Origin of the sequence: Pseudomonas sp. EL_65y_Pfl2_R95 (assembly GCF_963971045.1) — a bacterium.
Lineage (GTDB): Bacteria > Pseudomonadota > Gammaproteobacteria > Pseudomonadales > Pseudomonadaceae > Aquipseudomonas.
Genome location: NZ_CAXAOV010000006.1, coordinates 286,561 through 303,060, shown reverse-complemented (window position 1 = coordinate 303,060; position 16,500 = coordinate 286,561). Strand labels below are relative to the sequence as shown.

The 16,500-nt window shown below is 55.9% G+C and carries 10 protein-coding genes; 7 read left to right on the top strand and 3 right to left on the bottom strand.

The window, feature by feature from the left end; translation table 11 throughout:
• Positions 1–56: 56 nt before the first annotated feature.
• From AACY09_RS19500 to AACY09_RS19490, 3 genes are all read right to left on the bottom strand, one after another.
• Positions 57–1,010: a transglutaminase family protein gene (locus AACY09_RS19500; protein WP_339490363.1), complete on the bottom strand. Its 954-nt coding sequence runs from the start codon at positions 1,008–1,010 to the stop codon at positions 57–59.
• The gene (locus AACY09_RS19495) at positions 1,007–3,502 is read right to left on the bottom strand and encodes a circularly permuted type 2 ATP-grasp protein (RefSeq protein ID WP_339490362.1); all 2,496 of its coding nucleotides are present in this window, start codon (positions 3,500–3,502) and stop codon (positions 1,007–1,009) included. Before AACY09_RS19495 ends, AACY09_RS19500 begins: the two co-directional genes overlap by 4 nt.
• Before the next feature lie 117 nt (positions 3,503–3,619).
• Positions 3,620–6,928 (bottom strand): transglutaminase family protein, encoded by a 3,309-nt coding sequence (locus AACY09_RS19490; RefSeq protein ID WP_339490360.1) that lies wholly within the window; start codon positions 6,926–6,928, stop codon positions 3,620–3,622.
• 377 nt (positions 6,929–7,305) lie between these two features.
• Here AACY09_RS19490 and AACY09_RS19485 point away from each other — a divergent pair, with 377 nt between their 5' ends.
• The 7 genes from AACY09_RS19485 (at position 7,306) to panC (ending at position 16,411) form a co-directional block, all read left to right on the top strand.
• A complete protein-coding gene (locus tag AACY09_RS19485; protein WP_003244646.1) occupies positions 7,306–7,482 on the top strand; it encodes a hypothetical protein in 177 nt (58 codons plus the stop codon).
• A complete protein-coding gene (locus AACY09_RS19480) occupies positions 7,466–10,420 on the top strand; it encodes a sensor histidine kinase (protein WP_339490359.1) in 2,955 nt (984 codons plus the stop codon). Before AACY09_RS19485 ends, AACY09_RS19480 begins: the two co-directional genes overlap by 17 nt.
• Positions 10,421–10,454: 34 nt before the next feature.
• Positions 10,455–11,879 (top strand): sigma-54-dependent transcriptional regulator, encoded by a 1,425-nt coding sequence (locus tag AACY09_RS19475; RefSeq protein ID WP_339490357.1) that lies wholly within the window; start codon positions 10,455–10,457, stop codon positions 11,877–11,879.
• Between the two features lie 695 nt (positions 11,880–12,574).
• Positions 12,575–13,981, top strand: a complete 1,407-nt coding sequence (locus AACY09_RS19470) for a polynucleotide adenylyltransferase PcnB (RefSeq protein ID WP_339490356.1) — start codon at positions 12,575–12,577, stop codon at positions 13,979–13,981.
• On the top strand, positions 13,981–14,472 hold the full coding sequence (gene folK / locus AACY09_RS19465) for a 2-amino-4-hydroxy-6-hydroxymethyldihydropteridine diphosphokinase (RefSeq protein ID WP_339490355.1): 492 nt from the start codon (positions 13,981–13,983) through the stop codon (positions 14,470–14,472). The genes AACY09_RS19470 and folK overlap by 1 nt, the downstream gene beginning before the upstream one ends.
• A gap of 278 nt (positions 14,473–14,750) precedes the next feature.
• Positions 14,751–15,551, top strand: a complete 801-nt coding sequence (gene panB, locus AACY09_RS19460) for a 3-methyl-2-oxobutanoate hydroxymethyltransferase (RefSeq protein ID WP_339490354.1) — start codon at positions 14,751–14,753, stop codon at positions 15,549–15,551.
• Entirely contained in the window at positions 15,548–16,411 is an 864-nt protein-coding gene (panC, locus tag AACY09_RS19455; protein WP_339490353.1) for a pantoate--beta-alanine ligase, read from the top strand. The genes panB and panC overlap by 4 nt, the downstream gene beginning before the upstream one ends.
• The last annotated feature ends 89 nt before the right edge of the window (positions 16,412–16,500 follow it).

Genomic DNA, 16,500 nt, shown 5'->3' with positions numbered 1-16,500 from the left:
TACTGCTATCCCTAAAAAAGCTAGCACGTAGAAAAATATCTGCCGGAAATTAGCGATTAAGCCTGAGCAATGGCGCCGTCCTCGGTGAGCGGTAGCACTGTCACCTGTACATCCGGATCATGGCCGCCACCGCCAAGAATGACGCCATGCAGGGGTGACACATCGGCAAAATCGCGGCCCCAGGCCAGGGTGATGTGCTCAAGCGCCGGACGGATATTATTGGTTGGATCGAAGTCTACCCAGCCTTGCGTTGGGCAATACACCGAGACCCAGGCATGGGAAGCATCGGCCCCGATTAACCGTGGCTGCCCTGGTGGTGGCTGGGTCAGCAAATAACCACTTACGTAACGCGCTGCTACACCTTGCGAACGCAAACAGGCTAGCATCAAGTGGGCAAAATCCTGACAAACGCCGCGTCGTTCCTCTAGTACCTGCAGCAGCGGTGTTGCCACCTGCGTGGCTACTGCGTCAAAGGTGAACTCGGTAAAGATCTTGTTCATTAATGCCTGAGCAGCCAGCAGCAGCGGTCGGCCAGGCACAAAGCAATCTGCCGAATAAGTGGCAAAATTGTGTTTGAGCTGAACGTAGGGTGACTGGAAGCGGAACCGACAGGCATCAAGTAAATCGGCAGCCATCTGCTTGCCGCTATACAGCAGAGCGGCGCATGCTTCTTCCCACGCGGGCGAATCTTTCAGGACAATTCCAGGGCGCGCCAGCACATCCAAACGCATCTGGGCACTGACTTTTAGCGAATCGTGGGGTCGCTCGAAGACCAGGCGGGTCAATGGATTGCCAAACACATCCAGGCCGTCATGGCGCATACAGGGCTTGGGGCTGACCTCAAGCTGGCACTGATGCTTGACCTGCCAGGCACAATCGCGGGGCACCAGATGCGCCAACTGTTGCGCAAGGGAGACGGCAGACGAATAGCTGTAAAGTGTGTCATGAATGATCTGGTAGCGGGCAAGCGCGACCTCAGTCTTATTGCTGTGCACCTGCTCATCACTCATGACGACTGCGTCCGCTGGCTGGCATCTACGTGTACGAAGAAGCGCAGCGCCAGTTGATCAGAGGTTTCAGCGCTGGCTTGAGCGATGGTTTCCAGCAACTGCGCCAACCCATTTAACACTGCGCGCACACTGGTCGGACCAAACAAAGAATTCTCCAGTGTAGCCAGACTAAAACCGCTGAGCTGACGCTCCAAGCTGGCCAGTCGCGACGAGGCAGGCAGGTCGAAGCGTTCGACCAATCCTGCCTGCGAACTTACCAAGGTACGCAATTGAAACAACACCGCGTGCGGGTTTTGATCATCCAGCAATAGCAGGTCCAGCACCGGGATCAGCTGGGCGGTTGCCAGATACCGGGTACGGTAAGTGATACTGCTGTTACCCAACTCAAGTAACCACTCCAACGCAGATTGATCATCGGCCATTGGGCTGCGAATAAAGCTGGCGATACTTTCGCTCATAAATTGCAGGCGCTCGATGCAGCGCCCGATCATCAGAAAGCGCCAGCCATCATCACGGGTCATATCGTCCAGAGCAAAGCCTGAAAGCGCAGCCAGCGACATAACCAAGCCATTGAGAAAGTCCAGCGCCTCGCCAAAGTCAGCCTGCTGAACCTCAAGCTCTTGCGCCTCGATCTGTAACGCCAGCAAAGCCTGCCAGTTGGCCTGCGAAAGCTTGCCGCGCACGCTGCCAGCGGTCCAGATCAAACGCTGTAGGTTGGTCCGCAAGCTGGCTGGCCAGTCATCGCCAAGCAAGGCTTGTTCAAGCCGCTGCTCCAGGGTTTCTGCGTCCTCTGCATCAGGCAGTAAGCCCAAGCGTTCACCCAGGCTCAACGCAGCATCAAGTGCGTGCGGGTCGTCATCATCGTCCACATAGCGTGACAGCATGATGCGTAGCAATCGTGCATTGTTTTCGCTGCGCGAACTGTATCGGCCAAACCAAAACAGGTTTTCGACTACCCTCGATGGTAAATACGGGTCACTGCGCACCAGATCGGCAACACCTAAAGGCCGAGCGCCTTGCCACGACTCACCCTCGCTGCTGCGACTGCCCAGTACCCACGTGTCTTTGCTCGCACCGCCGCGCTGCATCGATACAACTTCGGCATCCGCCTGCCCGGCAACACGGGTCAGCCCGCCCGGCATCACGCGATAACCCTTTGGCCCGGCAACAGCGAATACCCGCATGCCAATGGCACGCGGCTGCAAGCTGTGCTGTTCACTCTGCCAAATCGGCGCCTGCGACAGCTGCGCAATTTCTTGGGCAACATAGGCGTAAGGCCTGCTTTTGAGACGCTGCGCCAACACTTCGCGTTGCGCCTCATCGAGGCTGCGGCCAAATACTGGGGCAAAATTTTGCGAAGGAAAGCTCGGCCGAATCAATAGCTCCGGGAGTTTTGCCAACGCCTCGTCCAATACTGGAGGCTCACCGCACCACCAACTGGCGATGCTCGGCAGCAGCAAAGGCTCACCCAGTAGTTTTTCACTGATAGCCGGCAGAAAACCGGAGAACCCGGGTGACTCAAGAACACCACTGCCTAATGCGTTGGTTACCAGCACTCGTCCCTGGCGCACCGCGTCGAGCAACCCCGGCACACCGAGCGCCGAGTCGATGCGCAACTCCAGCGGATCACAAAAATCATCATCCAGACGGCGTAAAATTGCATGAACCCGACGCAATCCCGCCAAGGTTTTCAGGTATACCGTGGCATCGCGTACGGTTAAGTCCGTGCCTTCAACCAAGGGATAACCCAGTTGCCGGGCTAGATAAAGGTGTTCGAAGTAGCTTTCATTCAGGCGCCCCGCGGTGAGCACTACAACCAAAGGCGTTTCCCCATCAGCAGGGGCTTGGCGGGCGATGGTTTCCTGCAAGGTGCGGAAAAAGCCTGCGAGGTATTGCACACGCATATCGCGGAACAGGTCCGGGAACGCGCGCGATACGATCTGCCGATTTTCCAACGCATAGCCAGCCCCCGACGGCGCTTGGGTTCTATCGGCGGTAACCCACCAACGACCATCCGGAGCGCGCGCCAGATCCACTGCGTAAATGTGCAAATAGGTGGCGTCAGGCACCTCGATGCCTTGGCAGGGCCAGAGAAAATTGTCATGACCAAACACCAACTCTGCCGGCAGCAGGCCATCGGCAAGCAAGGTTTGCGGGCCGTAAATATCGGCCAACACCTGATTAAGCAGATTGGCACGCTGGGCGACGCCCTTGGCGATTACCTGCCATTCATCGGCGGCAATGACATGCGGCAGCAGATCCAACTCCCAAGGTCGGTCAGCGCCTTCAGGATCCGCATAAACATTGTAGGTAATACCATTTTCTTGAATTTGCCGGGCCAGTAGGTCCTGGCGTTGCTGTAGCTGAAACGGCGTGCTGCGCTGCAATTGCTCAGCAATACGCCGCCAATGAGGCCGCACCTGCCCGTCAGCATCGAGTAGTTCATCGTAGGCCGCAGCGTTAGGCGGATAGTCGGCAAGCAAGTCAGCCATCAAAATCTCGGGCAGTCATTTACACAAACAAACTTTAGCATTTGCGCAGGCACAAATATTCAGGCCAGAGTAGCTGACCTGAATATTTGTACCTGTGATCAGCCCCCCAGCTAGAGACTAGTCTTTGCGGCTTACAGGACTAAGTCGCAAATCGAGGGTCATCGGCAATTCACTGTTGCCAATCATCGCCATGGGGGCACGCTTGCCAGGACTATGGCCAAGCCTGAAGAAACGCGCCAAACGTCGGCTTTCAGCCTCATAAGCATTAACCGGCAAGGTTTCATAACTGCGCCCGCCCGGATGTGCAACGTGATACTGACAGCCACCCAGTGAACGACTCATCCAGGTATCGAACACATCAAATACCAGCGGCGCATGCACACCGATGGTCGGCTGCAAACAATTGGCGGGTTGCCAAGCGCGATAACGAACACCGGCGACAAACTCACCGACCTTGCCGGTTGAGTGCAGTGGCACAGGGACGCCGTTACAGGTAATAACGTAGCGATCAGGAGTCATGCCGCGTACTTTGACTTGCAAGCGCTCCAGCGATGAATCGACATAACGCACAGTCCCGCCTGCGGTGCCCTCTTCGCCTAACACATGCCAAGGTTCCAAGGCTTGACGCAACTCCATGTCGATGCCCTTGACATTAAAGTCACCGGCTTTCGGAAAGCGGAACTCAAAGTGCGGCGCAAACCACTCGGCGCGAAACTTGTAACCCTCACCGCTCAGGTCTTGCAGCACATCATTGAAGTCTTGCTCAACAAAGTGCTGAAGCAAGAAGCGGTCATGCAACTCTGTACCCCAACGCACCAATCTCGTGGGCTGATAAGGCTGCTTCCAGAAGCGCGCGATCAAGGCGCGTAACAGGAGCTGCTGGGCCAAGCTCATTTGTGCATGGGGCGGCATTTCAAAGGCACGCAGCTCAAGTAATCCCAGTCGCCCTGAGGCTGAGTCCGGTGAATAAAGTTTGTCGATACAGAACTCAGACCGGTGGGTGTTACCGGTTACATCGACCAACAGGTTACGCAGTAGACGGTCGACCAACCACGGCGCGCAGTCCTTGCCCGGCTCCGGCATTTGCGCAAAGGCCACTTCGAGTTCGTAGAGCGCATCATTACGCGCCTCATCTACCCGCGGCGCCTGCGATGTCGGACCAATAAACAAACCGGAAAACAAATACGACAGCGACGGGTGATTGTGCCAGTAGCTGATCAGGCTTCTTAACAGGTCTGGGCGACGTAAAAAAGGAGAGTCCGGCGGCGTCGCGCCACCTAAAACGAAGTGATTACCGCCACCCGTGCCTGTATGGCGACCATCAATCATGAACTTTTCGCTACTTAAACGGCACTGGCGCGCCGTCTCATAGAGAAACTCGGTGCGCTCGACCAACTCATCCCAACTTGCAGCAGGATGAATATTGACCTCAATCACCCCCGGGTCCGGGGTAACCCGGAAGAACTGCAGGCGCGGATCAACTGGCGGCTCATATCCCTCAAGTATCACTGGGCAATCAAGTTCGGCTGCGGTTGCTTCAATAGCCGCGACCAGTTCCAGGTAATCCTCAAGCCGCACCAAGGGTGGCATAAACAGGTACAGGCGGCCGTCACGTGGCTCTGCACAGAGCGCGGTGCGCACAATATCGTCGGCCGATTTATTCAATTGCGGATGCTTTGCCGGTGCCTTTCGACTGCCTTGCCATACGCCACGCAATTGGCTCTGCACCTGAGCGGCAGCCGGAAGTGGTGCCAAGCGCTGTGAAGGATCAGGTGGATTCACATAGGGATAATCGGCCTTGCTAACCCATGGCTGCGACTCGAGCGGCAAGCGATACCCCAACGGCGAGTCACCGGGAATCAGCCAACAATGCTCTTCGCGCAAATACCAGCTGCCGGTTAGCCACTGGGTTTCAGCGGCGTTACGCGCCAACGGCAAGACATGGCCGATGACCTTGTCCAGCCCTTGCTGAAAGACTTTGCGCAGGCGCTCGCGATCCAGCGGGTCGGCTAGGCGCGGATCATCTGGCGTGACGTTGCTCGGTAACTTGCGTTCACGCCACAAGAAATAAAAGCCATCTTCATAGGCAGGAAAACGATGTTCAGCTGATATACCCAGGCGTCCTGCCAGGGTTTGCAGGAACGTCGCGGCAAGGGCCTCATCCGCACCGTAGTCACGGTGCTCATCGGCGTAAAGTTTGGCATCACGCCACACTGGTTGGCCGTCGCGCCGCCAAAAACAGTTCAATGACCACCGGGGCAATTGCTCCCCTGGATACCACTTACCCTGACCAAAGTGCACCAGCGCATGCGGCGCGTAGTGCTCTCGCAAGCGATGAAACAGATCCGCCGCCAGCAGCCGCTTGTTCGGTCCCAGCGCTGCCGTATTCCATTCAGCATCGTCCGGGTAATCCAGCGCTACAAAGGTCGGTTCACCCCCCATAGTCAGACGCACATCGGCACCTTTAAGCTCAGCGTCTACCTGTTTACCTAAGCTATTTATCGCCAGCCACTGCGCTTCGCTATAGGGTTTAGTGACCCGCGGCGCCTCCCAGATACGCTCAACGCGCATTTCATGGGAAAACTCACACTCACACTCATCGACCCCACCACTGATGGGCGCCGCGGATGATGGCTCAGGGCTACAGGCCAGAGGAATGTGCCCCTCCCCGGCAAATAAGCCGCTGGTCGGATCAAGTCCCACCCAGCCGGCGCCCGGCAGGTACACCTCGCACCACGCGTGCAGATCGGTGAAATCAACCTCAGTGCCCGACGGCCCATCCAATGACTTAACGTCTGGGGTTAACTGAATCAAATAGCCTGAGGCAAACCGTGCAGCCATTCCCAATTGGCGCAACAACTGCACCATCAGCCATGCCGTATCGCGGCATGAGCCCGAGGCATTCTTCAGGGTTTGCTCAGGCGTTTGCACGCCGGGTTCCATACGGATCAGGTACTTGATGTCACCCGCCAGACGCTGATTAATCGCCACCAAAAAGTCGATAGTCGCCAGCTGTTCACGGGAAATACCGGCCAAATACTTGGCAAACAACGGCGTACTCGGCAGCGTCACTAAATAGGGTGCCAGCTCACGCTGCTCACTTTCGGTGTAGGTAAAAGGCGCTTTTTCCGCGTAGGGCTCTAAAAAAAAGTCGAATGGGTTGAAGACCGCCATCTCCGCGACCAGATCAACCTCAACCTTTAACTCGCGGGTTTTCTCTGGAAATACCAAACGGGCCAGGTAGTTGCCTTGCGGGTCTTGCTGCCAATTGACGAAGTGCTCGCCGGGCTCAACATTCAGCGCGTAAGACAGCACCCGCGTGCGGCTGTGGGGTGCGGGGCGCAAACGCACAATCTGCGGGCCTAGGTTAACGGCCCGGTCATACCGGTAATGGCTAACGTGATGTAATGCGATATGGATCGACACAGTGGGCCTCCTGCTTGCCTGAGCGATAAACACGCTGCGCAAATCTTATGCCAGAGCCCTGCCCATCTGAGTTTCCAACTGGGGATCGAGCGTGAGCTTATTGATTTAGCACCAGAATCGCGCAGCAGCACATCGGTTAATGATCATACGCACAAATTAGGGTCCAACCCCGTGACCAGATGCTGCCTATATGTCATTACAGCTCAATGTAACGCAGTTGCAGTCCGTGCTGCGGCAGCTTGTAAACTTCACAGCCAAACCAAAGTTGTGCCGGCAACACCTGTACAGCTTGGCGATGTGAACAACTCGGCACCAGCAAACTACGCAGCTGTCTACGCATCCGGTAACATCGACATACTCACGAAAAGAGATGCGGCATGTATATCTATCGACTCGTGCTGATTCTGGTGGTGGGGATTTACCTGTTCTCCCCGGCCATCATGGATTGGTGGATTGACCCAAATGGTGCGTGGTACCGGCCTTACCTGCTCTGGCTGATTCTGATCGTGGTGACATTTATTCTGCAGAGTCAACGAGATGCCGATGAGCTTTAGTATTGGCCAGCTGATCCTTATCAGTGCGGCTTACCTGCTTATGCTGTTTGGCGTGGCGTGGGCCAGCGAACATGGGTTGATTCCCCGAAAAATCATACGCCATCCGCTGACCTACACCCTGTCTCTGGGAGTTTACGCCAGTGCATGGGCGTTCTACGGCACCGTCGGCTTGGCCTACCAATATGGTTATGGCTTTTTAGCCAGCTATTTAGGTGTCTCAGGGGCATTCCTGCTGGCGCCTGTGCTGCTCTACCCAATTTTACGCATCACCCGCACATACCAGCTGTCATCGTTGGCCGACTTATTTGCCTTTCGCTTTCGCAGCACCTGGGCGGGAGCGCTGACGACCCTCTTCATGTTTATTGGTGTGCTGCCCCTGCTTGCCCTGCAAATTCAGTCAGTGGCTGACACCATCAGCATTCTCACGCACGAGCCGATGCAGGCACGGGTGGCGATAAGTTTCTGCGTGCTGATCATCCTCTTCACCATCTTGTTTGGCGCACGCCACATCGCCACACGCGAAAAACACGAAGGCTTGGTTTTCGCGATTGCGTTCGAATCGGTAGTCAAGCTGGTGTCAATCAGCGCCATCGGCCTCTATGCACTTTATGGCGTGTTCAATGGCCCCCACGACCTTGAACAATGGCTGGTGCAAAATCAGGCAGCGCTCACCAGCCTGCACACGCCCTTGCAAGAAGGGCCGTGGCGCACATTGTTGCTGGTGTTCTTCGCGTCTGCGATTGTCATGCCGCACATGTACCACATGACCTTCACCGAAAATATCAATCCCCGGGCAATGGTCAGCGCCAGTTGGGGCCTGCCTCTGTTCCTTTTATTGATGAGCCTGGCGGTGCCGCTCATTCTGTGGGCAGGATTAAAACTCGGCGCAACCACTAACCCGGAATACTTCACCCTTGGCCTGGGCATGGCGGTTAATAGCCCGATTCTGGTGCTGATTGCCTATGTCGGCGGGTTATCCGCCTCCAGTGGATTGATTATTGTGACCACCCTGGCGCTTTCGGGGATGTTACTCAACCACGTCGTGTTACCGCTCTACCAGCCACCGGCTGAGGGCAATATCTACCGCTGGCTGAAATGGACCCGGCGCGCCCTGATCGTCTTGATCATCATGACCGGCTACGGCTTCTATGCCCTGCTACGTGCCGAGCAGGACCTTGCCAACCTCGGCATTGTTGCCTTTGTCGCCACGTTGCAATTTCTGCCGGGCGTGCTTTCAGTGCTGTACTGGCCAACCGCTAACCGACGTGGCTTTATTGCCGGCCTCCTGGCGGGGATATCGGTCTGGGCGGTAAGCATGCTGATGCCGCTGCTCGGCAACTTGCAGAACATCTATCTACCTGTCGTCGATATGGTTTATGTACTCAATGACAGCAGCTGGCATTTGGCGGCAACTGGTTCACTGGCGGCCAACGTATTGATATTCACACTGGTCTCATTGTTCAGCGAAGCCAGCGAAGAAGAAAAAAGTGCCGCGCAAGCCTGTGCGGTGGACAACGTGCGCCGCCCCCAGCGGCGAGAATTGCTGGCGGCATCGCCCCAGGAGTTCGCGACCCAGTTGGCCAAGCCCTTGGGAGCCAAGACCGCACAGCGGGAAATTGAACAAGCGCTACGCGACCTGCATTTGCCCTTCGATGAAAGCCGACCCTATGCGTTGCGCCGTTTGCGTGATCGCATTGAGGCCAACTTGTCTGGCTTGATGGGCCCGAGTGTGTCGCAAGATATCGTTGAAACCTTTCTGCCCTTTAAAAGTGGCAGCGAAGCTTACGTCACCGAAGACATACATTTTATTGAGAGCCGGCTAGAGGACTACCACTCACGTCTCACCGGTCTTGCCGCCGAACTCGATGCTTTGCGGCGTTATCACCGGCAAACCCTGCAAGAACTGCCCATGGGCGTGTGTTCACTGGCCAAGGATCAAGAGATTCTGATGTGGAACAAAGCCATGGAGGAACTCACTGATATCCCGGCGCAACGTGTAGTGGGTTCACGCCTCAACACCCTGACAGAACCTTGGTGCAGCCTCCTCACCAACTTTATCGAACTGCCCGACCAGCACCTGCATAAGCACCCGCTGACCGAAGACGGCATGATCCGTTGGTTGAGCCTGCACAAAGCCGCGATCATCGAGCCACTCGCGCCCGGCAATAGCGGCTTGGTGATTCTGCTCGAAGACATGACCGACACTCAGGTGCTCGAAGATAAACTGGTGCATTCCGAACGTTTGGCCAGTATTGGCAGACTGGCGGCAGGGGTTGCTCACGAGATTGGCAACCCTATCACCGGCATTGCCTGCCTCGCGCAAAACTTGCGTGAGGAACGCGAAGATGATGGCGAACTCACCGAAATCAGCCAGCAGATCCTCGAGCAGACCAAGCGCGTGTCCAGAATCGTCCAGTCATTGATGAGCTTTGCCCACTCGGGCTCCCATCAACATGCCGATGAACCGGTATGCCTAGCCGAAGTGGCGCAGGATGCCATTGGCCTCCTCTCGTTAAACCGGCAAAGTATTGAAGTACATTTTTATAATCTGTGTGATTCCGATCATTGGGTCGTAGGCGATCCACAACGATTGGCGCAGGTGCTAATCAACCTGCTGTCCAATGCCCGCGATGCCTCCTCCGCTGATACCGCTATCCGGGTCAAGACCGAGGCTTCCGAGCATACCGTGGATCTGATTGTCGAGGACGAGGGCAGCGGTATTCCCAAGGCCATAATGGACCGTTTATTCGAGCCATTCTTCACCACTAAAGACCCTGGTAGTGGAACCGGGCTCGGCCTTGCGCTGGTCTATTCCATCGTGGAAGAGCATTATGGACAAATAACAATCGACAGCCCGGCTGATACCGAACTGCAACGGGGCACCCGAATCAGGGTGACGTTGCCGCGGCATGTTGAAGCGACGTCAATAGCGACTTAAACCAGCGACCTGAGACCGTCGAGAGACCGAATTAATGCCTCATATTTTGATCGTCGAAGACGAAACTATTATCCGCTCTGCCTTGCGCCGCCTACTGGAGCGCAATCAATACGAAGTCAGCGAAGCCGGATCAGTACAAGAAGCGCAAGAGCGTTTTAGTATTCCCAGCTTTGACCTGATTGTCAGTGACCTGCGCCTGCCAGGTGCGCCTGGGACTGAGCTGATAAAGCTCGGCGAAGGCACCCCTGTGCTCATTATGACCAGCTACGCGAGCCTGCGCTCGGCAGTCGACTCGATGAAAATGGGCGCAGTCGACTACATTGCCAAGCCATTCGACCACGACGAAATGCTCCAGGCCGTTGCCCGCATTCTGCGCGACCATCAGGCGCTGAGAAGCACTCTGAGCACGGCACCAGAGCGCAGCAATGGCGCAGGCAGTGACAAGGGCGTCGACAACAGCAATGGCGAGATTGGCATCATTGGCTCCTCGCCCTCGATGCTTGAGCTCTACAGCAAAATCCGTAAAGTCGCGCCAACCGACTCCAATGTCCTGGTTCAGGGCGAATCGGGCACCGGCAAAGAACTGGTAGCCCGCGCCCTGCATAACCTGTCAAAGCGCGCTAAGGCGCCGCTTATCTCGGTTAACTGCGCAGCGATTCCTGAAACCCTGATTGAGTCCGAGCTGTTTGGTCACGAAAAAGGTGCCTTTACTGGCGCCAGCGCTGCGCGTGCAGGCTTGGTTGAAGCCGCTGACGGCGGCACCCTGTTTCTCGATGAAATCGGTGAGTTACCGCTTGAAGCGCAAGCGCGGCTGCTACGGGTATTGCAAGAAGGTGAAATTCGCCGTGTAGGCTCCGTGCAGTCGCAAAAGGTTGATGTGCGCCTGATTGCCGCCACCCACCGCGATTTAAAGACACTGGCCAAAACCGGCCAGTTTCGTGAAGACCTGTATTACCGCCTGCATGTAATTGCGCTTAAGCTTCCGGCGCTTCGCGAACGTGGCAAGGATGTATTGGAAATCGCCCAAGCATTTCTTCAGCGGCAATCCGCTCGCATCGGCCGGGATGATCTGCACTTCGCTGCAAATGCCGAGCACGCCATTCGACAATACCCGTGGCCCGGTAACGTGCGTGAACTGGAGAATGCCATCGAGCGCGCCGTGATCCTATGCGAAAGCCCACTGATCACAGCCGAGCTACTGGGCATTGATGTGGAGCTGGATGACATGGAAGACGATGACTTTGACAGGTCGAGCGGCGCCCAATCCAGCAGCAATAGCCATGAACCAACCGAAGACCTCTCGCTGGAAGACTACTTCCAGCACTTTGTCCTCGAACATCAAGACCACATGACCGAGACCGAACTGGCCCGCAAATTGGGTATCAGTCGCAAGTGCCTGTGGGAACGTCGTCAGCGCTTGGGGATTCCACGGCGTAAATCAGGTGCAGTCAGCGGGTAACAGATCTCGACCAAGGTGACAGGTGGGCCAGCACGAGGGTTCCCCAGATTGTTACCGTTTCAATACTTAGTAACAAAAGCCGGGAGTTACGGTAACGTCACCCGGCTTTTTTCTACCTACAAAATATTACCAACCGCGCTAAACCCTTGATTTTAAAGGATTCTGAAAACTTGGCACGCTGAATGCTTTATCTATTGCACAACAACAATAACAAGCAGCAAAAAAAGATAATAAAAATAAAACGTAACGACTCCAGTACAACAAAAACAACAGGACAGGAGGCGCAGAAAACTGATTCTTTTGGAGAGGATATGCTTTTGGGGCTTGCCCCGCGACCAGGTAGAGAACAATAAAACTGCTTACAAGCAGCACCTGAACTGGTTGGATCACGGAATGATCATTGCAATGTCAGCATCCAAAGAAATCCGTTTGCTACTAACTCCCAACTTGGGAGGTTTTCCTAAGGCCTTTGGCCGGAAGGAACGGGCAATTCAACAAAAACAACAAGCCCGAAATAATAATAAAAATAAAGCACGCAACAATTTAAGGGGGAGCTTCGGCTCCCTCAGTGCTTTCTACATTTCAACAATGATTCACCTCCCTCCTACACCATATCCCTGCATAATGCTAGAATCCGCGCCAATCATGCGGTCAACATCAATTCTGGCCGACCATTTCGTTATACAGTGCATCCCATGCTGAAAAAGCTGTTCAAGTCCTTACGTCCCCCTGTGCGCCATGCCAAGCAATCGCACAGCACCCCTGTTGTGCTCAATAGCAACCAACACCCTATCCAGCGCGGGCAAATCAGCCGCTATGCGATCAGTGTAGTCGAGCGCCTTCAAAACGCTGGCTATCAAGCATTCTTGGTGGGTGGTTGTGTGCGTGATTTGTTGCTTGATGTCGACCCCAAAGACTTCGATGTCTCCACCAGTGCCACACCCGAACAGGTGCGCGCCGAATTCCGCAATGCGCGGGTCATTGGCCGGCGCTTCAAACTGGTGCACGTGCATTTTGGCCGCGAGATCATCGAGGTTGCCACCTTCCGCGCCAATCACCCAGAAGGTGACGAGGAAGAAAACAGCAACCTGTCTTCACGCAACGAAAGCGGTCGGATTTTGCGCGACAACGTGTACGGCAACCTTGAGGACGATGCCCAGCGCCGCGACTTCACGATTAATGCGCTGTACTACGACCCGTCAAACGAGCGCATTCTGGATTACGCCAACGGCGCCCACGATATTCGCAACAACCTGGTTCGTCTGATCGGCGATCCGACGCAACGCTATCAAGAAGATCCAGTGCGCATGCTGCGGGCGATTCGCTTCGCCGCCAAACTCGACTTCGACATTGAGAAGCACAGCGCTGCACCGATCTACAAACTGGCGTCCCTGTTAAATGAAATCCCTTCAGCCCGTCTGTTTGATGAAGTGCTGAAGCTATTTCTCGCCGGTTACGCGGTTTACACCTATGAGTTACTGGTGGACTACGGCCTGTTTGGTCAACTGTTCCCCGCTGCCGCTGCCGCGCTAAAGGAAAATCCGGACTACACCGACAACCTGATCCACAATGCCTTGGTCAACACCGACCAACGCATCAAACAAGGCAAAACGGTTACCCCGGCATTTATCTTTGCAGCCCTACTCTGGCCTGCCCTCCCGGCCCGCGTACTGCGCTTGCAAGAGCGCGGCATGCCACCGATTCCGGCCATGCAAGAAGCCGCGCATGAGTTGATCGCCGAGCAGTGCCAACGCATCGCGATTCCCAAGCGTTTCACCATGCCTATCCGCGAAATATGGGATATGCAGGAGCGTTTGCCGCGCCGCAGCGGGAAACGTGCAGATGCCCTGCTGGAAAACCCGCGCTTTCGTGCAGGCTATGACTTTCTGCTACTGCGCGAAAGTGCAGGCGAAGACACCAATGGCCTCGGTGATTGGTGGACGACGTATCAAGATGCGAGTGACAGCGAGCGCCGCAACATGATTCGCGACCTCAGCAGCAAAGATGACAACACAGGCGCTCCGCGCAAACGCCGTCGCAGCAACAAGGGACGCAAACGCAACCCTGCGGGCGAAGCCAACTCGAGCCCTAGCAACGACTAATGGAGCGCGCTTATATTGGTCTGGGCAGCAATCTGGCAACGCCGCAGCAGCAGTTAACGGCTGCGTTGTCAGCGCTCAACGAAATCGAGCATACCCAGCTGGTCGCCCAATCAAGCTTCTATGCCAGCGACCCCCTCGGCCCTGCAGACCAGCCGCGCTACCTCAATGCTGTTGCCGCACTCGACACCCAATTAAGTCCTTTGCAACTTCTGGATGCGCTGCAAGCGATTGAACGGGAACAAGGTCGCGAGCGCAAAGCGCAGCGCTGGGGCCCACGCACACTCGATCTGGATATTTTACTGTTCGGCCAGCAGTTGCTTAATGAGCCGCGCTTGGTGGTTCCGCACTATCACCTGCACGCCCGCGCATTTGTGCTCTACCCACTTGCCGAAATAGCCCCTGAGTTGCAATTGCCAGACGGCCGCACCCTGCAGGCCTTGCTTGCCGCATGTCCATTCGAAGGTCTTGAACGGCTGCCCGACGCCCACTAGGGACAGTCTCTATTGTCACCCGGTAACATAACCCCTGATGACGGCTGAAACAGGGCGATTGAGGCAGTTTTCAAGGCATCAGAACCTAGCCGAAAACAGCCAAGCCAAGGCGTTTCAGCACAGGCTCGGTAACAAGACGGTAACACCCGCAATTGACTTAACGCTGCGTCATCAGGACTATAGGCGTCCCGTTGCCCAGCACCGGTGCAAACCGAGGCCAATGCAGGCCAAATTAGAGCAGCTTTCTGCTTGATAATGCCTGAGTGAGGACAATCTAAATGGCTGATATAACCCTGACTACTCTGCAAAGCCTCAAACAAAGCGGCGAAAAAATCGCCATGCTGACCAGCTATGACGCGACCTTTGCCCATGCCGCCTGCCAAGCAGGGGTTGATGTGCTGCTAGTTGGCGACTCGCTGGGGATGGTTCTACAAGGACACGACAGCACGCTGCCCGTGACCACTGCTGAAATGGCCTATCACGTCGCCAGCGTCAAGCGTGGCAACCAAGGCGCATTGATCGTCGCTGACTTGCCGTTTATGGCCTACGCCACCATCGAACAAACCCTGACCAACGCGGCAACCCTGATGCAAGCGGGGGCGCATATGGTCAAACTCGAAGGTGCGGTATGGCTGGCTGAACCTATCCGCCTGTTAGCCGAACGCGGCATTCCAGTGTGTGCCCACTTGGGGCTGACCCCACAAGCAGTGCACGTACTCGGCGGCTATAAAGTCCAGGGTCGTCAAGAAGCCCAGGCGCGACAAATGCGTGCGGACGCCATGGCGCTCGAGCAAGCAGGCGCAGCCATGCTGGTCCTTGAATGTGTACCGAGTGAACTGGCGAATGAAATCACCCAAGCCGTAAGCATTCCGGTAATCGGCATTGGCGCTGGCGCCGGTACCGACGGCCAGGTGCTGGTTATGCATGACATGCTGGGCCTGTCACTGACCGGTCGCGCACCAAAGTTCGTGAAAAACTTTATGGTTGGGCAAAACTCTGTTCAAGGTGCACTGACCGCCTACGTCAGAGCTGTAAAAGACCAAAGCTTCCCAGCTGCCGAACATGGATTCTCTGCATGAACACGGTTAAAACCGTTCGCGAATTACGCGCCGCTGTTGCAGCGGCCCGTGCTGAAGGCAAACACATCAGTCTGGTCCCAACCATGGGTAACCTGCACGCAGGTCACGCAGCCCTGGTCGAAAAAGCCGCTCAGCGCAGCGATTTTGTAGTGACCAGCATCTTTGTTAACCCGCTGCAATTTGGCGCCAACGAAGACCTGGACAAGTACCCCCGCACTCTGGCTGCTGACCAAGAAACCTTGGTCAAGGCTGGCTGCAACTTGTTGTTTACCCCCAGCGTAGATGAGATGTACCCACGCGGCATGAGCGGTCAAACCCGGATCAGTGTGCTCGGTGTGTCCGAAGGTCTGTGTGGCGCAAGCCGCCCGGGTCACTTCGACGGCGTTGCGACTGTCGTCAGCAAGCTGTTCAATATGGTGCAGCCTGATCTGGCGATCTTCGGCCAAAAGGACTTTCAGCAACTGGCGGTTATCCGCACGCTGGTCAGCGACCTGAATATGCCGATCCAGATTATTGGCGAGCCCACGGTCCGCTCGGCAGATGGCTTGGCCCTGTCGTCGCGAAACGGCTACCTGACCGATGAGCAACGCAGCGCCGCCCCGGTGCTCTACCAATCGCTGCAAGAAATTGCCAGTGCGCTGAAAGCCGGTAACCAAGACTCGGCAAAACTGATCGCCCACGCCCAAAGCCAGCACGCGGCAGCAGGCTTTCGCCCTGATTACTTAGAAATACGTGAGGCGAACAGCCTGCGCCCAGCCACTGAGAACGACCGCCATCTGGTTATCTTGGTCGCGGCCTTTATCGGTAACACCCGGCTAATCGACAACCTCTTGGTTGATCTGGATTCGCCTGCGGGCTGATCGCAGCCGCACTTAAGCAGCTCACGGATGAGCACGCTGAACAGCTGTGAATCAGCTTATTGCAGCCAAGCTGAGCGAAAAAGCCCTAA